The 18,152-nt window shown below is 66.5% G+C and carries 18 protein-coding genes; 9 read left to right on the forward strand and 9 right to left on the reverse strand.

The genetic code is table 11. From position 1 onward, the window contains the following. Window positions 1–36: 36 nt before the first annotated feature. The 4 genes from ACSQ24_RS16490 to ACSQ24_RS16505 are packed head-to-tail and all read right to left on the reverse strand — an operon-like array spanning window position 37 to window position 2,654. Window positions 37–678 (reverse strand): CDP-alcohol phosphatidyltransferase family protein, encoded by a 642-nt coding sequence (locus ACSQ24_RS16490; protein WP_436095719.1) that lies wholly within the window; start codon window positions 676–678, stop codon window positions 37–39. After that, window positions 665–1,072 carry a hypothetical protein gene (locus tag ACSQ24_RS16495; RefSeq protein ID WP_436095720.1) on the reverse strand — a complete coding sequence of 136 codons (408 nt, stop codon included), beginning with the start codon at window positions 1,070–1,072 and terminating at the stop codon, window positions 665–667. Before ACSQ24_RS16495 ends, ACSQ24_RS16490 begins: the two co-directional genes overlap by 14 nt. Further along, window positions 1,069–2,019 carry a phosphatidate cytidylyltransferase gene (locus ACSQ24_RS16500; RefSeq protein ID WP_436095721.1) on the reverse strand — a complete coding sequence of 317 codons (951 nt, stop codon included), beginning with the start codon at window positions 2,017–2,019 and terminating at the stop codon, window positions 1,069–1,071. The genes ACSQ24_RS16495 and ACSQ24_RS16500 overlap by 4 nt, the downstream gene beginning before the upstream one ends. Continuing rightward, window positions 2,016–2,654: a lysophospholipid acyltransferase family protein gene (locus ACSQ24_RS16505; protein WP_436095722.1), complete on the reverse strand. Its 639-nt coding sequence runs from the start codon at window positions 2,652–2,654 to the stop codon at window positions 2,016–2,018. The genes ACSQ24_RS16500 and ACSQ24_RS16505 overlap by 4 nt, the downstream gene beginning before the upstream one ends. Window positions 2,655–2,886: 232 nt before the next feature. On the opposite strand from ACSQ24_RS16505, the gene ACSQ24_RS16510 reads away from it, so the two are divergent. Genes ACSQ24_RS16510 through ACSQ24_RS16520 form a run of 3 tightly spaced genes read left to right on the forward strand, consistent with a single transcriptional unit; the run spans window position 2,887 to window position 6,093 of the window. Next, entirely contained in the window at window positions 2,887–4,071 is a 1,185-nt protein-coding gene (locus ACSQ24_RS16510) for an extracellular solute-binding protein (protein ID WP_436095723.1), read from the forward strand. Between the two features lies 1 nt (window position 4,072). Then, on the forward strand, window positions 4,073–5,095 hold the full coding sequence (locus ACSQ24_RS16515) for a Gfo/Idh/MocA family protein (RefSeq protein WP_436095724.1): 1,023 nt from the start codon (window positions 4,073–4,075) through the stop codon (window positions 5,093–5,095). Then, window positions 5,092–6,093, forward strand: coding sequence for a Gfo/Idh/MocA family protein (locus ACSQ24_RS16520; RefSeq protein WP_436095725.1), 1,002 nt, complete (start codon window positions 5,092–5,094; stop codon window positions 6,091–6,093). Before ACSQ24_RS16515 ends, ACSQ24_RS16520 begins: the two co-directional genes overlap by 4 nt. Window positions 6,094–6,155: 62 nt before the next feature. On the opposite strand, the gene ACSQ24_RS16525 is transcribed toward ACSQ24_RS16520, so the two are convergent. After that, window positions 6,156–7,919, reverse strand: coding sequence for a methyl-accepting chemotaxis protein (locus ACSQ24_RS16525; protein WP_436095726.1), 1,764 nt, complete (start codon window positions 7,917–7,919; stop codon window positions 6,156–6,158). 226 nt (window positions 7,920–8,145) lie between these two features. On the opposite strand from ACSQ24_RS16525, the gene solA reads away from it, so the two are divergent. The 5 genes from solA to ACSQ24_RS16550 all read left to right on the forward strand — a co-directional run bounded on the left by solA (window position 8,146) and on the right by ACSQ24_RS16550 (window position 13,913). Beyond that, window positions 8,146–9,285, forward strand: a complete 1,140-nt coding sequence (gene solA / locus ACSQ24_RS16530; RefSeq protein WP_436095727.1) for an N-methyl-L-tryptophan oxidase — start codon at window positions 8,146–8,148, stop codon at window positions 9,283–9,285. A 27-nt stretch (window positions 9,286–9,312) separates the two neighbouring features. After that, the gene (locus ACSQ24_RS16535; protein WP_436095728.1) at window positions 9,313–10,215 is read left to right on the forward strand and encodes a DMT family transporter; all 903 of its coding nucleotides are present in this window, start codon (window positions 9,313–9,315) and stop codon (window positions 10,213–10,215) included. Further along, a complete protein-coding gene (locus ACSQ24_RS16540; RefSeq protein WP_436095729.1) occupies window positions 10,212–11,387 on the forward strand; it encodes a multidrug effflux MFS transporter in 1,176 nt (391 codons plus the stop codon). Before ACSQ24_RS16535 ends, ACSQ24_RS16540 begins: the two co-directional genes overlap by 4 nt. A 109-nt stretch (window positions 11,388–11,496) precedes the next feature. Beyond that, window positions 11,497–12,096: a TRAP transporter small permease subunit gene (locus tag ACSQ24_RS16545; protein WP_436095730.1), complete on the forward strand. Its 600-nt coding sequence runs from the start codon at window positions 11,497–11,499 to the stop codon at window positions 12,094–12,096. A 152-nt stretch (window positions 12,097–12,248) separates the two neighbouring features. Beyond that, a complete protein-coding gene (locus ACSQ24_RS16550; RefSeq protein ID WP_436097908.1) occupies window positions 12,249–13,913 on the forward strand; it encodes a TRAP transporter large permease in 1,665 nt (554 codons plus the stop codon). A 174-nt stretch (window positions 13,914–14,087) separates the two neighbouring features. Here the strand turns inward: ACSQ24_RS16550 and ACSQ24_RS16555 are convergent, their stop codons facing one another. Beyond that, window positions 14,088–14,477, reverse strand: a complete 390-nt coding sequence (locus tag ACSQ24_RS16555) for a porin (RefSeq protein WP_436095731.1) — start codon at window positions 14,475–14,477, stop codon at window positions 14,088–14,090. Between the two features lie 70 nt (window positions 14,478–14,547). Then, window positions 14,548–14,994: an Lrp/AsnC family transcriptional regulator gene (locus ACSQ24_RS16560; RefSeq protein WP_436095732.1), complete on the reverse strand. Its 447-nt coding sequence runs from the start codon at window positions 14,992–14,994 to the stop codon at window positions 14,548–14,550. A gap of 112 nt (window positions 14,995–15,106) precedes the next feature. Here ACSQ24_RS16560 and ACSQ24_RS16565 point away from each other — a divergent pair, with 112 nt between their 5' ends. After that, window positions 15,107–15,418, forward strand: coding sequence for a cupin domain-containing protein (locus ACSQ24_RS16565; protein ID WP_436095733.1), 312 nt, complete (start codon window positions 15,107–15,109; stop codon window positions 15,416–15,418). Window positions 15,419–15,490: 72 nt separating this feature from the next. On the opposite strand, the gene ACSQ24_RS16570 is transcribed toward ACSQ24_RS16565, so the two are convergent. Further along, window positions 15,491–16,585, reverse strand: a complete 1,095-nt coding sequence (locus ACSQ24_RS16570) for a TRAP transporter substrate-binding protein (protein WP_436095734.1) — start codon at window positions 16,583–16,585, stop codon at window positions 15,491–15,493. Between the two features lie 243 nt (window positions 16,586–16,828). Continuing rightward, window positions 16,829–17,917: a TRAP transporter substrate-binding protein gene (locus ACSQ24_RS16575; protein WP_436095735.1), complete on the reverse strand. Its 1,089-nt coding sequence runs from the start codon at window positions 17,915–17,917 to the stop codon at window positions 16,829–16,831. Window positions 17,918–18,152 lie beyond the last annotated feature (235 nt).

Genomic DNA, 18,152 nt, shown 5'->3' on the forward strand with positions numbered 1-18,152 from the left:
TCGTAAGAGTTGGCATCCAGCAGGCCTCGACCAAGCTCAGCGGGCGCGCAATCCGCGCACGATGTTCGTCGCCCGCCTGAGGGCGGTCACGGCAGCGCCTGCCGCGATGAGCCAGAGCGCGATGACCAGCACCTCGTTCTGACCTCGCCACAGCGGCTCCAGCAGCGACAGGAGCGCCGCAGCCGTGATCGTCGCCATGCGGTGCTGCTTGGCCATCGGGCCGGAGAAGTCGGCCGGCAGCCCGCAATTGCGCCCGAGCTCACGGGTATAGGCGGTCAGCACGGCAAACCCGGCCGCCGCCCAGCCCAGGGCCGGCACGCCGGCGCCATAGCCCGCGCCCGTCAGAATGAGGATATCGGCGATCCGGTCGGGAAACTCGTTCCAGAACGGCCCATCGGCGGCCTGCTTGCCACCCTCGATCGCCACCATTCCGTCGAAGAGATTGCAGAGCAGCCTGAGCTGACAGAACAGGGCCGCGGCAAGCAGCAGGGCGGCGCGCGGCCCGGAAGCCGCCGTGCTCGCGAGCCAGAAGGCAGCGCCGGCCACCCCTGCCATCACCATGCTCGCCATCGAGATCTGGTTCGGCGTGATGTCGACGGCGCTCAGCCGGCGCGCAATGCCCCGAGCCCAGCCGGAATCGCGGCTCGCGAGTGGTCGCCGGTCGTCATCCCGCACCATGGTTCATCGCCTTCCTGCTCCGCCACAGCGAGAGATTGTAGAGCGCCGCATAGCTGGTCGCGACGGTCAGCGGCACGGCGATCGTCCTGGCGATTTCGGGCGTGCCGCCGATCGTATGGATGATGGTCAGCACACTGGCCGAGACGAGCCCGGCAATCAGGGGCGGAGCCAGCAGCGCGGTCAGTCCGGAGAAGCGCCTGGCCAGCGCTTCGATGCCCCGCTTCAGGACCAGCGTGATGACGGCCGAGAGCATGCCCTGGATCAGCCCGGCGATGAGCGGTACCGGCATCGGATGGGCGCGGTTGGCGAAAGCCGCCCAGCTGCCCATGGCGATGAAGGCGAAGGCAACATGCACGATGCTGCTTCGCATCAGGCGCGCGAGTGGCGCGCTCACGTGGTCGACCAGCCGTAACGAACGAGGTGGAAGAAGATCGGGGCGGAGAACACCACCGAATCGAGCCGGTCGAGGAAGCCGCCATGGCCGGCGATCAGGTGGCCCCAATCCTTGATGCCGCGATCGCGCTTGATCGCCGACATGACGAGCCCGCCGAAGAAGCCCATCACGACGATGACCAGCGCCAGGAAAGCGGCCTGCAGCGGCGTGAACGGTGTCATCCAGGACAGCCCGGCACCGACGGCCGTCGCACTGAGCGCGCCGCCGACGAAGCCCTCGACCGTTTTGGACGGCGACAGCCTCGGCGCGATCTTGGTGCGGCCGAGAAGCTTGCCCCAGACGTATTGCAGGACATCGCTCATCTGCACGACGATGACGAGAAAGGCGATCAGGAGGACGTTGCGCCCTTCATAGCCGGGAATGTCGAGGCTGAGCAGCGCCGGTACGTGCGAGGTGCAGAAGACGCAGATCATCAGCGCCCACTGAACTTCGGCGATGCGCACGAGAAAATGTTCGGTGTCGCCGCGTGCCGCCGCGATGATCGGCATGAGCAGGAAAGCGTAGACGGGAATGAAGATCGAGTAGAGGCCGTACCACTCGATCCAGATCAGGTAGTACTGCACCGGCAGCATGATGAAGAAGCCGGCCGCCAGGGCCCAATGGTCGGCGCGCCGCGTGTTCGTCAGCGTGATGAACTCACGCAGGGCCGCGAACGAGCAGAAGGCGAAGAGCAGCGTCACGCCGGTCTTGCCGCCGATCAGGGCCAGCCCCATCAGCACGACCATGATCCACCAGGCGCGGATGCGGTCGTTCAGGTTCTCGACCACGGCGTTCGAGCCATCGGGCGAAAGCCGGCGCTGCAGCACGTAGCCGACAGCGGAAGCCAGGACCAGCACGGCGAGCAGGCAGCCCAGCACGGCGACGAGATCGGGATGCGGCATCGTCATGGCGCGCTCGCCTTCGGCGACAAAGCAAGCAGCGCCGCTTCGGCCCTGGCCAGGAAGTCCTGCTTCGTCTCGGTGCTGGCGATCGAGAGAGCAGCGCCGAAGGTGACGGTGCAGATCAACGGTACCGGCACGAACTCGCCCTTCGGCATGACCCGGTTGAGATTGTCGATCCATACCGGCACGAGCGCCACGTTCGGCCGCGCCTGCGCCAGATGGAACAGCCCGCTCTTGAACGGCAGAAGCCGAGCATCCGTGGTGTTGCGGGTCCCTTCCGGGAACACGATGAGAGATGAGCCGGCGTCGAGCGCCTCCGTCATCTGGACGACCGGATCACTCGTTCGGCTCTCACGATCGCGGTCGATCAGGACGGCGTTGAAGACATCGCGACCGATGAAACGCCGAAGGCTGCTCTTCAGCCAGTAATCGCTGCCGGCGACCGGCCGGGTCGCGAACCGCATGCGGCGCGGCAACACCGTCCAGATCAGGACGAAATCGCCATGGCTGGCATGATTGGCGAAATAAACGCGCTGTTCGCCGGTCGGCGCGACACCGTCCCATCGTCCGCGGACCGCCGTGATGAAGCGGGCAAAGACCACAATGAGCGTACCAGCCAGGCTGATCCCTGCTTCGCGCATCCCCATACCCGATTGTCGCCCTTGCGATGACGTAGCGTTCATCTTGAACGCTGTCGACATTGCAAGGGTCAGTGGCACATTCGAAAGCTGCTCCCGCGACGCCCGGCCAACCAGCGAAACCCTCCAGCCCCACGCAGCCCGCCCCTGCTTTCGTCGCATCTTGCCTGTCGGCTCTGGTGTACTAGTATACATGGCAAGGCCGCAGCAAAGCAGGCCAGCACAGGGAGGTATCATGAGCCATCTGACACGGCGCGGCGTCATCGCCGGCGCTTCCAGTCTCGCCGCGCTCTCCGCCGGCGGAGCCTTCGCCCAGGGCGCGATGCCGGCTAGCCCGGTCGCGCTGAACATCATCGACGTCGCCGGCAACCTGCAATTGACGCAGGCCGCGATCGAGAAGTTCGCCAAGGACAATCCGAAGCTGATCTCGCGCCTGAACTTCTCGCGCGCGCCGTCACCGGAGCTGCCGGCCAAGCTCAAGGCCCAGCAGGACGCCAACCGCGTCGACATCGACATGGTGCTGACCGGGCCGGGCGCGATGTCGGACGGTATCCAGCAGGGCCTGTGGATCGACGTCTGGAAGTCGCACACCGCCGCCCTGCCGAAGGCCGAGGAGGTCTATCACGAGCAGGCGCTGATGATGCAGCGCAATTTCGGCCAGAACGAAGGCGTCGCCGTCGTCTACTCGCCGTCCGGCCCGCTGTTCGAATATGCGCTCGACCGGCTGAAGACCGTGCCCAAGACGGCCGAGGAGTTCCTCGCCTATGTCAAGCAGAACAAGAACCGCTTCACCTATGCCCGCCCGCTCAATTCCGGCCCGGGCTGGACCTTCCTGCAGGGCCTGCCCTACATCCTCGGCGACAGCGACCCGAGCGACCCAATGAACGGCTGGGCCAAGAGCTGGGCCTATCTCAAGGAGCTCGGCACCGGCATCGACTACTATCCCGGCGGCACCACGCCGACGATGAAGGAGCTTGGCGAAGGCACGCGCGACGTCATCGTCTCGACGCTGGGCTGGGACATCAACCCGCGCGCGCTCGGCATCGTGCCGAAGGAGGCCAAGGTCTTCGTCCTCGCCAACACGCACTGGATCCCCGACACCCAGTTCATGTGCATCCCCAAGGGCGTCGCCGCGGCGAAGGTCCCGGTGATCCTGGCGCTGATGTCCTACATGCTGAAGCCCGAGGCCCAGGCCGCAACCTACGACAAGGGCTATTTCTATCCGGGTCCGGCGGTGAAGGGCGTGACCCTCGCCATGGCCCCGCAGGACAGCCAGGACGTGATCAAGGAATACGGCCGCCCCGAATATGACGGGCTGATCGGCAGCCTGCCGACCCGCCCGCCGCTGACGCCTGAGCGCCTGGTCGCCGCCTTCCGGCGCTGGGATCAGGAAATCGGCGTCGGCCACGCGCCGAAGTAGCATGCGCTTCGCAGCCATCGGCCTCGACCACCGCCATATCTACCATATGGTCGGCGGTCTCCTCGAAGCCGGCGCGGATTGCGCCGGCTTCGATCTCCAGACCAGCGATCCTCGCGTGCTCGACGGCTTCCGCGAGCGCTTCCCGCAATTGCGGGAGGCGGAAGGGCAGCGGCTGCTCGACGATCCCTCGATCGACCTCATCGTCTGCGCCGGCATCCCCTCGGAGCGGGCGGATCTCGCCATCCGGGCGATGCGGGCCGGCAAGGACGTGATGGTCGACAAGCCGGGCGTCACCAGCTTCGAGCAACTCGCCGAGGTCGAGCGGGCCGTTGCGGAGACCGGGCGGATCTTTTCGGTCTGCTTCTCCGAGCGCTTCGTCGTTCCTGCCACCATCGTCGCGGGGAAGCTGACCGCCGACGGCGCGATCGGGCGCGTGGTGCAGACGGTGGGCCTCGGACCGCACCGCCTCAACCGGGCGATCCGGCCGGACTGGTTCTTCGACAAGCGCTATTTCGGCGGCATCCTGACCGATATCGCCTCGCACCAGATCGACCAGTTCCTGCATTTCACCGGCTCTCAGGACGCCGAGATCGCAACCTCCGGCATCGGCCATTTTGGGACGCCCGACCTGCCGGAATTCGAGGATTTCGGCGAGATACTGCTCCGTAGCGACCGGGCGAGCGGCTTTATCCGCGTCGACTGGTTCACCGCCGACGGGCTGCCGACCTGGGGCGACGGGCGGCTCACCATCCTCGGCACCGAAGGCACGATCGAGCTGCGCAAATATGTCGACATCGCCGGCCGGCCCGGCACCGACCATCTCTTCCTGGTCGACAAGACCGGCACCCGCCATATCGACGCCTCCAGCGAACCGCTGACCTATTTTCGCGCCCTCATCGCCGACATTGCCGATCGCAGCGAGACGGCGGCGACGCAGCAGCACATGTTCACGGTCTGCCGGCTCGCCTTGCATGCGCAGGACCGGGCCGTGCGCCTGCCGATCAGAGGAACCGACGCCAAGTGACACGCAAGATCGGCATCGCCGTCGTCGGCCTGGGGCCGGCTGCCCTGCCCCATTCCCGCAGCCTGGTCGACTTAGGCAGCCGGGTCGATGTCCGGCACGTGGTCAGCCGCTCGCAGGAGCGGCTCGATGCCTATCGCAGCCAGTTCCCCTTCCCGAGCACGACCGATATCGACGCCATCCTCGCCGATAACGGCGTCGAGGCAGTCATCGTGCTGACGCCGCCATCCAGCCATCGCGATGTCGGGGCGCGCTGCCTAGCCGCCGGCAAGCATGTGCTGGTCGAAAAGCCGCTGGAACTCACGGTCGCGCGTGGCGAGGAGCTGGTCGCGGCGGCGCGGGCCTCGGGCAAGGCCTTCGGCGTCGTGCTGCAGCATCGCTTCCGGCCGGCGAGCCTCAGGCTAAAGGCGGCGCTGGACAGCGGCGAGCTCGGCACTGTCGAGGCGGCACTGCTGCAGGTGCCGTGGTGGCGGCCGCAAAGCTATTACGACGAGCCCGGCCGCGGCACGATGGCGCGCGATGGCGGCGGCGTCCTGCTGACGCAGGCAATCCACTCCTTCGACCTGTTCCGCTCGCTGGTCGGTGTCTCCAGGGTCGTCGCGGCGCAGGTGCGCACCACCAGGCTGCACAGAATGGAGACCGAGGACTATGTCGGCGCCCTGCTGGAGACGGGCGATGGCGCGCCAGCGACGCTGGTGACCACCACCGCCGCCCATCCCGGCCACCCCGAGCGCATCGAGATCATCGGCAGCAAGGGCCATGCGGCGCTGGTCGGCGGGCGCCTGCAGCTCTCCTTCCTCGACGGGCACTCCGAGGTGGTCGAGGCCGAGGGCAACACCGGCAGCGGCGCCAACATTATGGACTTCCCGCATGATGCCCATCGCGCCGTGATCGCCGATTTCCTCGACGCGATCGAGGCCAAGCGCGATCCCGTGGTGACCGGCGAGGAAGCCCTGACCTCGCAGCGCTGGATCGACGCGATCCTGGCGGCCGGGCGCTGACCACACCGTCATTCCGGGACGGCGCATCAGCGCCTGCCCCGGAATGACGGCGGTGTCCCGCGTCACGCCATGCGATAGGCCATGCGCACGCCGCCCCAATGGCGGCCGGCGACCCGCACCGGTGCATCGACCTCGCGCATCAACTGGATGCCCGAGCTGCCCATGTCGCGCTGATAGGACTGGATGATGAAGGGCCGCGCCGAGCGCGCGGCGGTGATGCCGGCGCGGTCGTCGAAGATGCGGCGGTCGCGACTATAGGCGGCGTCCCAATCCGGGTCGCCCGGCCGCTGGGGCTGCGAGTATTCGGGGTGGTGCACCGGGACATAGCCGTTCCGGTCGATCGGCAAGGTGAAGACGAGGCGCGGATCGCTCGCCTTGGCCTGCTCCATCACCGGCGGCAGGATCGCCTGCAGCGCGGGCAACGCCCGATTGGCGAACTGGCGCGGATTGGACTCCGGCACCGCGACGTAGTCGGTATCGAACAGGTCGTCCTCGCTCAGCCGGCCGGTGCGCAGTGCCGCTTCGAGCAGGGCCGCGACCTGGTGCGCGAATTCCTGGGTCTGCTCGATCAGCGGACGGTAGCTCTCCTCGATCTCGGCGAGCCGCCGGTGCAGCGCCGCATGAGCGGCGTCATCGCCGCGCTCGAAGGCGATGTGAACGCCGAGATCGCTGCGCGCCATCACCCGGCAGGGCAGCGGCGGCAGATCCTCGACGGCGATCGTGCCTCGTGCCCGTGCCTTCAGCTCGGTATCGGCGACCGACAGCAACGCGCCGCCGAAGCCGAGGTCAATGGTCTGACCGGCGACCACTCGCCCAGCGATCTCCAGTCGGACCGGGCACTCGGCCGGAAAGCGGTCATGCTGGCGCCTGTCGGCGAAGACGGTGTGTCGCAGGGTCGGCACGAAGCGCTCCAGCAACCCCTCCGCCTGGCGCGCACCTTCAGCGAGGGCGCGCCTGGCATCGACATTCTCCTGGGCGGCGGCGAGCGCGACGCGATCGACCTCAGTGACGCGGTCACGCACCGTCTCGATGAAACGGGCGGTCGCTTCGGCACTGCGCGACAGTTCCGCGGCCGCGGCCGCCTGTTCCTGCGAGGCCTCGCCCACGGTCGCCATGACCGGGTTGACCTCGCCGACGAGGCGGAACGCGTCAGTGACGACGGCGGCCGACCCCTGCGCCGCCTGGTTCAGCCGATCGACCTGGTTGCGGATATGCTCGGCCGCCTCGCGCACACCGAGCGAGAGCGACTTCACCTCCTGCGCGACGACGCCGAAACCCCTGCCGGCCTCGCCGGCGCGGGCTGCCTCGATGGTGGCGTTGAGGGCGAGCAGATTGGTCTGGCGGGCGATGTCAGCGATGGCATCGACGATCGAGCGGATCTCGCCGGTCGCCGCTGCGAGCCCGTTGATCATCGCCGTCGCCTCGGCGGCGCGCTCGGCGGCGTTGTCGAGCATATCGCGGGCTCCGGACATGGCGGCACCAACCCGCTCGGCAGCCTCCGAGACCTGCAGGGTCGCTGTCGCCAGCGACGAGGAGTTCTCGCTTGCCAGCACAGCCGCGTCGCGCAATTCGGCCATACCGCCACGGATTTCCTGGGAGCGGACTTCCGAGCGCTGGGAACAATCCTCAGCCTGATCGAGCCCGTCATTGAGACGGCGCATCGCAGCGACGACATCGCTCTCCAGCTCGTTGATCGCCTCGCTGATCGAGGTCTCGGCAGGAGCGGACAGCGGCGGTTGAGGCATCTCGACCACGGCCTGCGGCACAGCCGGCGCGGCAGCGGGGCCGGCGCGGCCCAACAGGCGCCAGACGGAGCGAGCAAGCATAGGCATTCCCGAGGCGAAACAGGATGCCGGACTATGCCGCCAACAGGGTTAACAAAAGCCTGAAGTCAGCCGCTCGAAGCGCGGTTTTCCATTGCGCCCGGCCGCTGCCCTGCCTGCTGCGCGTATGCGCTCACCCACCAGGCGGGATGGACCCGAACCGCCCGCCCGCCTAGATTGCAGGCAGATCCGACCGACGGATGAAGTCGGCTCCGTCCAGGACCTTTCCATGAGCTCATCGCAATACGACGTGATCGTCGCCGGCGTCGGTGCGATGGGCTCCGCCGCCTGCTGGCACCTGGCGAAGCGCGGCCTCAAGGTGCTCGGCCTCGAACGCTTCGACCTCGGCCACGCGATGGGCTCGTCGCACGGGCTGACGCGGATCATCCGCCTCGCCTATTTCGAGGGCTCGCACTATGTGCCGATCGTCAAGCGGGCACACCAGCTCTGGAGCGAAACCGGCGAGGCAGCCGGGCTGAAGCTTCTGCACGTCACCGGCTCGCTCGACCTTGCGCCGGAAGGGCTCGGCCCGGTCGAATCGTCGCTGAAATCCTGCATCGATCATGGGCTTGAGCACGAGGTGCTCGACCGCGACGAGATTTCCCGCCGCTTCCCGGCCTTCCATCTGCCCGAGGGGCATATCGGCCTGTGGCAGGCGGGCGGCGGCTTCGTCGCCTCGGAGAAGGCGATCTACGCCCATGTCGGGCTGGCGCAGTCGAGAGGCGCCGATATCCGCACCGGCGAGCCGATGCTCGATTGGCAGCCGACAGCCGATGGCGGCGTCACCGTCCGGACCGAGCGAACGACCTATTCGGCCGGGCGGCTGGTGATCACCTCCGGCGGCTGGATCGCCGATGCGGTGCCGGAGCTGGCGCGACGGATGACGACGGTGCGCCAGGCGATCGGCTGGTTCACCACGCGTCGCCCGGAGCTGTTCCGCGAAGGCGCCTTCCCGGTCTTCATCCTCAGCGCCGAGGAAGGCACGTTCTACGGCTTCCCGCTCTACGAACATCCCGGCTTCAAGCTTGGCGGACCGCATTTCGCCCGCGAGCCGATGGATCCGCGCCAGCCGGACCGCACGCCGAGCCCGAACCAGATCAGGCTGATCCGCGAATGCCTGGCGCGCTATCTTCCCGACGCCAATGGCGAGCCGCTGACGACGAAGGGCTGCGTCTATACGGTCTCGCCCGACGAGGATTTCGTCATCGACACTGTGCCCGGCGTGCCGCAGGCGGTGTTCGCCTCGGCCTGCTCGGGCCATGGCTTCAAATTCGCCAGCGCGATCGGCGAAATCCTGGCCGATCTCTCGACAAGCGTCCGCCCGGCCTTCGACCTCTCCGCCTTCTCCCTTTCCCGCTTCGACGCCTGAGCCTGCGAGGGCTCGACAGGAACCGCCTTGGCCACCGCCGTCCAAAACCGTCGCGGCATCATCGCCATGATGATGGCGATGTCGCTCTTCTGCTGCAACGACGCGCTGATGAAGCTCGCCCGCGAAGCCTTCCCGACCGGGCAGGCGGTGGCGTTGCGCACCTGCTTCGCCATCGTCGTGGGCCTCCTGATGGTCACAATGATGGGCGACTGGCGCAAGTTGCCGCTCGGGCTGAAGCCGATCGTGCTCGGGCGCGGGGTGATCGAGGCACTGTGTGCGCAGACCTTCATCTGGGCAATTGGCGTACTGCCACTCGCCAACATCACCGCGATCGCGATGGCCTCGCCGCTGCTCATCGTCGTGTTGGCGGTGCTCTTGCGGATCGAAACGGTCGGCTGGCGCCGGACGGTCGCGCTGGCGGTCGGCTTCATCGGCGTCCTGATCGTGATGCGCCCCGGCGCCGAGGGTTTCAGCCTCGCCGCGCTGATCGCCCTCGCCAGCGCCTGTCTGGTCGCCATCCGCGACCTGATGACCCGGATGGTCGGCGACGACGTGCCTTCGACCGTGATCTCGCTGACCACGACCGTGATCGTCGGCATGCTCAGCCTGAGCATGGGAGCGCTGGAGACCTGGCAATCGCCCTGGCGGATCGAGCTCATCTATCTCGCAGTCGCCGCGCTCCTGGTGACGGCTGGCGGCTTCTGCGTCATCAGCGCCTTCCGCAACACCGATGTCGGCGTCGTCGCGGGCTATCGCTACTCCGTCGTGCTCATCGCCGTCCTGATCGGCTGGCTGGTCTGGGGCGAGACGCCGGACAAGATCGCCTTCGCCGGCATCGCGCTGATCGTCGGCAGCGGCCTCTACACCTTGCACCGCCAGCGCGTCCGCCCCGATTCGCAGCTGAAGCCTGAGGGCGACAAGCCGCTATGATCCCCAAGCCGTCCCTCACCGTCCTCGTCGCGATCTCGACGCTGCAGCCGATCGCGCTCAACATGCTGGCTCCGGCGACGCCGGCGCTCGCCCGCAACTTCGCCACCAGCTATGCGACGATCCAGCTGACGCTGACGCTCTTCCTGGTGGCGGTCGCGCTGACGCAGCTCATCGTCGGCCCGCTCTCCGACCGCTTCGGGCGCCGCCCCTGCGTCCTGGCCGGCACCGCAGTCTTCATGGCCGGCTCAATACTCGGCGCCCTCGCCGACACTGCCGGAACCCTGTTGTTCGCGCGCGTGCTCGAGGGCGCCGGCGCTGGAACCACCTTCGCTTTGGCGCGCGCCATCATCCGCGACACGGCCAGCCGCGACCAGGCCGCCCGCCAGATCGCGACCGTGACTATGGTGATGGTCGTGGCGCCGATGATCACGCCCTATCTCGGCGGCCACATCGAGACCAATCTCGGCTGGCGCATGATCTTCTGGTCGATGGCGGCTGCTGCCGCGATCGTGCTGGTGCTGGTCGGCATGCGCCTGCCCGAGACGGCGCCGAATGTCGGCCTGCGGACCTCGCTCATCGGCATTTTCCGAGCGTTCCCGGACCTGGCGCGCGACCGCAGCTTCATCCGCAATGTGATGGCGCTGGCGATGACCTCGGCCGCCTTCTTCGCCTTCATCGCGGCAGCGCCGTTCATCGTGGTCGAGACGATGGGGCGGGGCTCCGATACCTACGGCGCCTACTTCATCCTCAACGCCCTCGGCTACATGGCGGGCAATTTCGCGATGTCCCGATTGGTGCTGCGGCACGGCACGGCGCGGATGGCCTGGATCGGCCTCATCATCTCGTTCGTGGCGACGACGGCCGCCTTCGCGATCGCGCTGACGCCCTGGTGGACACCGCTGACCCTGTTCCTGCCGCTCGCCATCAATGCGATCGGCAACGGACTGACACTGCCCGGAGCGACCGCCGCGGCGCTCTCTGCGAGGCCCGAACTCGCCGGCTCGGCGGCCGGACTTGCGGGTGCGATCCAGCTTGGCTCGGGGGCGCTCGCAACCGTGCTGATCAGCTCGCTGGTGGCATATTGGCCGCCGGCGCTGATGGCGATGATGTGGCTGATGCTCGTCGTCGCCCTGCTTGCATTGCGCAGCGAGCCCCGGCAGCGCAACGACTGATCCACAGTGCCTTGCGCCACGCAATCTTGTACGGCATGTAGCATTGGTATATCCGCCCTTCGCTAGCCGCATGATGGGCCCACAATCCACGAAGTCAGGGAGGACTGAGGTGGAAGCACCACTCGCTTTCAGCCGCGCGATCGACACTCTCAACCGTAAGATCGGTCAATGGGTCGCCTGGCTGATCCTCGTCGCCGTCATCGTTTCGGCCGTCAATGCCATTGTCCGCAAGCTGTTCAACGTCTCGTCCAACTCCTGGCTCGAGCTGCAATGGGTGCTGTTCGGCGCGGTCTTCCTGATCTGCGCCTCGTGGACACTGCAGGTGAAGGAGCACATCCGCATCGACATCGTGAACAACCTGCTGCCCAAACGCGTGCAGCGATGGATCGACCTCATCGGCCACCTGCTGTTCCTGCTGCCGTTCTGCGCGCTGATCGTCTATCACTCCGGCCCGTTCTTCATGCGCTCCTACCAGGTCAACGAGCAGTCGCTCTCGGCCGGTGGCCTGCCGCAATGGCCGGCCAAGGGGCTGGTGATCGTCGGCTTCTCGCTGCTGCTGCTGCAGGGCATCTCCGAGGTGATCAAGCAGATCGCGATCATGCGCGGGAAACTCGACGACGACGAGACGCTGCGCGGCCATGCCGCCGCCGCCGAAGCCGAAGCCCAGCGCCTGATCGAGCAGGCCAAGGCCGAGGGCCTCGCCCCGTGAGCCAAGCTGCCGTTTCCCGGACCCGTTCCATGATCCTCGCCCGTTCCGTCCGCGCCGCCGCGCTGCTGCTCGCGCTCACCTTCACCGCCTTCCTCAGCCTGCATACCGGCGACGCGCACGCCGCCGGCATCGGCGACTTCCTGCGCGTCAACATGGCGCCGGTGATGTTCGTCGCGCTCGTGCTCTTCCTGCTGCTCGGCTATCCCGTCGCCTTCGCGCTCGCCGCCAACGGCCTGTTCTTCGCCCTGATCGGCATCGAGCTCGGCATGTTCCAGGAGAACTTCCTGCAGGCGCTGCCGGAACGCATCTACGGCACGATGAACAACGACGTGCTGCTGGCGATCCCGTTCTTCACCTTCATGGGACTGGTGCTGGAACGCTCCGGCATGGCCGAGGACCTGCTCGACACGATCGGCCAGCTCTTCGGGCCGATCCGCGGCGGCCTCGCCTATGCCGTCATCTTCGTCGGCGCACTGCTCGCCGCCACCACCGGTGTCGTCGCGGCGTCCGTCATCTCGATGGGCCTGATCTCGCTGCCGATCATGCTGCGCTACGGCTATGACCGGCGGCTGGCGACAGGCGTCATCGCCGCTTCGGGCACGTTGGCGCAGATCATCCCGCCCTCGCTGGTGCTGATCGTGCTCGCCGACCAGCTCGGCCGCTCGGTCGGCGACATGTACGAGGGCGCCTTCATCCCGGGCCTCGTGCTCTCAGCGCTCTATGCCGGCTATGTCTTCCTGACCACGATCATCAACCCGACGCGCGCGCCCGGACTGCCACCCGAAGCGCAGACGCTGCGCGATGCCGACGGCGTCACCCGCCGCCGCTCGCTGCTGGTGGTGACGATCCTCGCCTTCGCCATCGCCATCGCCTACATGAAGTACTTCACCAAGGTCGGTGGCGGCGCGGATTTCGTCATCCTGACGATGTCGATCGCGGTCGCGGTTTCCTTCGTGATCGCGCTGATCAACAGGTTCCTGAAGCTCAACCTGCTGTCGCGCATGACCGAGCAGGTCATCTTCGTGATGGTGCCGCCGCTGGCGCTGATCTTCCTGGTGCTGGGCACGATCTTCATCGGCGTCGCGACGCCGACCGAGGGCGGCGCGATGGGCGCGGCCGGCGCGATCCTGCTGGCTTTGGGCAAGAAGCGGCTGACCTTCGACCTGCTCAGGCAGGCGACGGAATCGACCGCCAAGCTCTCGGCCTTCGTGCTCTTCATCCTGGTCGGCGCGCGCGTGTTCTCGCTGACCTTTTACGGCGTCAACGGCCATATCTGGGTCGAGCACCTGCTCGTCGGCCTGCCGGGCGGTGCGACGGGCTTCCTGATCGTCGTCAACGTGATGGTGTTCCTGCTCGCCTTCTTCCTCGACTTCTTCGAGCTCGCCTTCATCATCGTGCCGCTGCTCGGACCGGCGGCGGAGAAACTCGGCATCGACCTGATCTGGTTCGGCGTCATCCTCGGCGTGAACATGCAGACCTCGTTCATGCACCCGCCCTTCGGCTTCGCCCTGTTCTTCCTGCGCTCGGTCGCGCCGAAGAACCCCTATCGCGACAAGATCACCGGCAAGATGATGGAGCCGGTGACGACCGGGCAGATCTACTGGGGCGCCGTGCCATTCGTGGTGATCCAGTGCATCATGGTCGCGCTCGTCATCGCCTTCCCGAAGATGGTGACGCACTACAAGAGCTCGGGCATTCAGCTCGACCAGCAGCAGATCAACAAGCAGCTCGACAGCATCAGCATTCCTGGGCTCGGCGGCTCCGGCGGACTGCCGGGGCTCGATCTCAACGCCCCGCCGACGCTGAACCTCCAGTAGGACGGCAAGCCTGAACGACGAAGCCCCGGATCGAGCGATCCGGGGCTTTTGTTCTGTTCATCCGTCATGCTCGGGCTTGTCCCGAGCATCTCAGGCCGGAGGAGACTCCCAACCGCGCCTTCTCGTCACGAGATTCTCGGGTCTGCGCTTCGCTCCGCCCGAGAATGACGCCAGCTACCAGCGCTGCCAGTCCGGGTTCAGGTTGTTGTCGCGCTGGACGCGACCGCTGACCACGGCCCGCATCTCGCCGAAGGAGGTCGGGCTGCGCGCTTCGCCGTAGACCATCGCCTCGGCGTTGGAGCCGTAGCTGCGATTGCTGGAGCTCTTGCCGAATTCGACGCGGACACCCCCGCCGACGCGAACGCAGGCCGAAGAGCCTTCGACGCGGACGAAGCCCGGCCCGTACTCCGGACAAGGGCGCATGGCTTGCGTTGGCACGGGACGCGCTGCGGCCGGCTTGGTCTTGGCGGGAGCGCGGCCAGGAAGTGGCTCACCGATCGATTGGGCACTTGCCAGAGTCGGCAGGCCGAATGCGGCGATAAGGATGGCGGCAGGCAGCTTCATGGCGTGCTCGGTCCGTGAGGATGGTTGCAGCCTAACCCTACAAACAAGGCCGGGCTAGGGCACTTGCGGCTCAGCCATTCCTGACGCTCTCGGCCAGAATCGGCGCCGTCTCGATCTCGCCGACGCCGGGCACAGCGCTTAGTTTGTCGACCAGCAGGGAGAGTGCCGGTGCATCCTCCGTCTCGACGATCAGCATCGCATCGACGGGGCCAGCCAGTGAATAGCAGGCGACGATCTCCGGCCAGTGCCTGAAGCGATCGAGGACGGCCGCGCAAGGGCGCGTGCGGATGCGCAGGGAAAGCATCGCGCGCGTGGCCGGCGCCTTCGGCAAGTCAGCGAGCCGCACCGTGTAGCCGAGGATCACACCGCTGCGCTCGAGCCGCGCCATCCGCTCCTGGATCGCGGTGCGCGAGAGACCGGCGTCGCGCGCCAGCGCCGTGAAGGAGGCGCGGGCGTCGACCTGGAGCAGCGCGAGCAGTCTCCGGTCGATGGCGTCGAGCTCACCGTCGTTTCGCAAGCGAGACCTCCCGCAAACCGCCGATCGCAACCACTGCCGGCGTCTTGCCTATGGCACGGGCGCCAGCACCAGTGAAGATTCACGGCCTCTTCCACGAACCGGAGACATCAGGATGAGGACGATCAAGCCGCGGGATTTCACCGGAAGCCGCGCCTGGGAGGCGCTCGACATCGAACGCATCGACGACGCCACGATCCGGCTGCATTGGACCGACCAGCCCTACAAATGGCACGTCAATGACGGGCCAGAGGTCTTCGTCGTCCTCGACGGGGAGGTCGACATGCACACCCGGACCGGCGGCGCGGAAAGCGTGCAGCGGCTCGGGCCCGGCGACATCTTCCATGCGCAGGACGGCGACGCCCATGTCGCCCGTCCCGTCGGTCCCGCGCGGGTTCTGGTGATCGAGCGCGCCGGCAGCGCCTGAAATGAAAAATCCCCGGCCTTACGGCCGGGGATATACGCCAAGTTGGCCGGAGGACCGGCAATCGCCCTCTTCTCAGAGCATGTTCGCGGCGCGGGCGCGGATCAGGAAGTTGTCGTAGGTGTATTCGGCGATCTGGAACCAGAGATATTCGTCGCCGCGGAACGCCGACATCGCATCATAAATCTTCTTGAAATCGGGATTCTTGGCACTGGTCTCGGCATAGACCTCCTTCGACGCCTTGAGGCAGGCCTCGAGGATCTCCTGCGAGAATGGCCGCAGCTGCGCGCCGCCGCCAACGAGACGCTTCAGCGCGGCCGGATTGCGGGCATCGTACTTGGCCTGCATGTCCAGATTGGCGAGCCCTGCCGCCGTGGTCAGGATCGATTTGTAGGTCTTCGGCAGGGCGTCCCATTTCGCGGTGTTCAGGAAGAAATGCAGCGCGGCGCCGCCCTCCCACCAGCCGGGATAATAGTAATAGGGCGCGACCTTGTTGAAGCCGAGTTTCTCGTCATCGGCCGGCCCCACCCATTCGGCCGCGTCGATCGTGCCCTTCTCCAGCGCCGGGTAGATGTCGCCGCCGCCGATCTGCTGCGGCACGACGCCGAGCTTGCTCATGACCTGGCCGGCAAAGCCGCCGATGCGCATCTTCAAGCCCTGCAGGTCCGCGACGGTCTTGATCTCCTTGCGAAACCAGCCGCCCATCTGGCAACCGGTATTGCCGCCCGGCAACGCGTAGATGTTGTGCTTCTTGTAGAACTCATTGAGCAGGTCCATGCCGCCGCCATGGTAGAACCAGGCGTTCTGCTGGCGGGCATTGAGGCCAAAGGGCACGGCGGTGCCGAAAGCGAAGGTCGGATCCTTGCCGACATAGTAGTATGACGCGGTGTGCGCCATCTCGACCGTGCCGTTGGTCACGGCATCGGCCGCCTGCAGGGCCGGCACGATCTCACCCGCGGCGAAGACCTGGATCTGGAACTTGCCGTCGGTCGCTTCCGAGACGGCCTTCGCCAGCACTTCCGAAGCGCCGAAGATCGTGTCGAGCGATTTCGGAAACGAGGAGGTGACGCGCCATTTCACCTCCGGCATCGACTGAGCGATGGCCGGTGCGGCGATGACGCTGGCGGCGCCGCCGGCGCTGGCGACTTTCAGAAACTGACGACGCTTCATACGGTGTGCTCCTCCCAGAGCTTTCTGAGGCGCGCCGGTATTCTCCGGTTCGCGCGCAAGAGTGCCAGCAAAGGCTATCTGCGAGGCGAGCGCAAGCTCTTCACATGACCCCCATGCATTTGTTGCATAGGTATTTGGTCTAATCCATCTTGGCATTGGCGCACCGGCCAGACTTTCCCGGCCAAACAAAAAAGCCCGGCCTACCGGCCGGGCTTCGTTGCTGTCGCCGTATTTGGCGGTGATTTACTTCGTGGCGCGGTTGCGGACCTGGAAGATGTCGAAGGTCAGCTCTGCCACCTGCCACCAGAGATACTGGTCGCCGCGGAAGGCCGCCATCGCCTCGATCGCCTTCTTGAAGTCCGGGTTCTTGGCCGAGATCTCGGCATAGAGCTCGTTGGAAGCCTTGAGCGAGGCTTCCATCACGTCCTGCGGGAAGGGGCGCAGCTGCGTGCCGGCACCGACCAGGCGCTTCAGCGCCGCAGGGTTCTGCACGTCGTATTTCGCCGCCATCTGGGTGTTGGCGTAGGTGCAAGCGGCGGTCAGCGCAGCCTGGTACGCCTTGGGCAGCGCGTTCCACTTCTCCAGGTTGACGAAGGCGTGGACGCAGGGGCCCCCCTCCCAGAAGCCCGGATAGTAGTAGTACGGCGCGACCTTGGCGAAGCCGAGCTTCTCGTCGTCATAGGGACCGACCCACTCGGCGCCGTCGATCGTGCCCTTCTCGAGCGCCGGATAGATGTCGCCGCCGCCGATCTGCTGCGGCACGAGGCCGAGCTTCTGCAGGACGGAGCCGGCGATGCCGCCGATGCGCATCTTCAGGCCGTTGATGTCGGCGACGCTCTTGATTTCCTTGCGGAACCAGCCGCCCATCTGGGCGCCGGTGTTGCCGCAGGGCAGGCCGTAGATGTTGAACTTCTTGTAGAACTCGTTGAAGAGCTCATTGCCGCCGCCCTGGAACAGCCAGGCGTTCTGCTGGCGGGCATTGAGGCCGAAGGGCACCGAGGCGGCGACGGCGAAGGTCGGATCCTTGCCGACATAGTAATACGAGACGGTGTGCGCCATCTCGACCGTGTTGTTGCTGACCGCGTCGGCGGCCTGCAGGGCCGGCACGATCTCGCCGGCGGCGAAGACCTGGATCTGGAACTTGCCGTCGGTCAGGTCGGAGACCATCTTCGCCATGACTTCGGCGCCGCCATAGATGGTGTCGAGCGATTTCGGGAAGCTCGACGCCAGGCGCCACTTCACCTCGGGATTCGACTGCGCGACCGCCGGCATGGCGACAGCGGACACTGCTGCACCGGTACCAGCGACCTGCAGGAACTGACGACGCTTCATATGGGACATCTCCTCGTTTCGACGTTTATCGCCGCGCCCGTGCAGCAATAGCACTGGTAGGGGCGACGTTTGTAGGACGACCTTGGTGTGATGCAGCGGTGATCGGAAGCGGCGGCCCGGGTTGACCCACGGTTAATCGGTTCACCTCGAATCTATACTTGCACAAGATTTGCGCAGCACTCCCCCCAATCGTTGCAAGATCGTCAACTGTCTCAGGTCACTCGACAATTGCACG

The organism is Allobosea sp. LjRoot237 (genome assembly GCF_964253285.1).
Taxonomy (GTDB): Bacteria; Pseudomonadota; Alphaproteobacteria; order Rhizobiales; family Beijerinckiaceae; genus Allobosea.

What these genes read in the sequence shown, in the direction of transcription:
- ACSQ24_RS16565 (WP_436095733.1), top strand. Translation starts at nt 15,107, where the DNA reads ATGAGGACGATCAAGCCGCGGGATTTCACCGGAAGCCGCGCCTGGGAG.
- solA (WP_436095727.1), top strand. Translation starts at nt 8,146, where the DNA reads ATGAGCTCATCGCAATACGACGTGATCGTCGCCGGCGTCGGTGCGATG.
- ACSQ24_RS16525 (WP_436095726.1), bottom strand. Translation starts at nt 7,919, where the DNA reads ATGCTTGCTCGCTCCGTCTGGCGCCTGTTGGGCCGCGCCGGCCCCGCT.
- ACSQ24_RS16575 (WP_436095735.1), bottom strand. Translation starts at nt 17,917, where the DNA reads ATGAAGCGTCGTCAGTTCCTGCAGGTCGCTGGTACCGGTGCAGCAGTG.
- ACSQ24_RS16490 (WP_436095719.1), bottom strand. Translation starts at nt 678, where the DNA reads ATGGTGCGGGATGACGACCGGCGACCACTCGCGAGCCGCGATTCCGGC.
- ACSQ24_RS16515 (WP_436095724.1), top strand. Translation starts at nt 4,073, where the DNA reads ATGCGCTTCGCAGCCATCGGCCTCGACCACCGCCATATCTACCATATG.
- ACSQ24_RS16510 (WP_436095723.1), top strand. Translation starts at nt 2,887, where the DNA reads ATGAGCCATCTGACACGGCGCGGCGTCATCGCCGGCGCTTCCAGTCTC.
- ACSQ24_RS16570 (WP_436095734.1), bottom strand. Translation starts at nt 16,585, where the DNA reads ATGAAGCGTCGTCAGTTTCTGAAAGTCGCCAGCGCCGGCGGCGCCGCC.
- ACSQ24_RS16555 (WP_436095731.1), bottom strand. Translation starts at nt 14,477, where the DNA reads ATGAAGCTGCCTGCCGCCATCCTTATCGCCGCATTCGGCCTGCCGACT.
- ACSQ24_RS16500 (WP_436095721.1), bottom strand. Translation starts at nt 2,019, where the DNA reads ATGACGATGCCGCATCCCGATCTCGTCGCCGTGCTGGGCTGCCTGCTC.
- ACSQ24_RS16550 (WP_436097908.1), top strand. Translation starts at nt 12,249, where the DNA reads ATGGCGCCGGTGATGTTCGTCGCGCTCGTGCTCTTCCTGCTGCTCGGC.
- ACSQ24_RS16540 (WP_436095729.1), top strand. Translation starts at nt 10,212, where the DNA reads ATGATCCCCAAGCCGTCCCTCACCGTCCTCGTCGCGATCTCGACGCTG.
- ACSQ24_RS16505 (WP_436095722.1), bottom strand. Translation starts at nt 2,654, where the DNA reads ATGCGCGAAGCAGGGATCAGCCTGGCTGGTACGCTCATTGTGGTCTTT.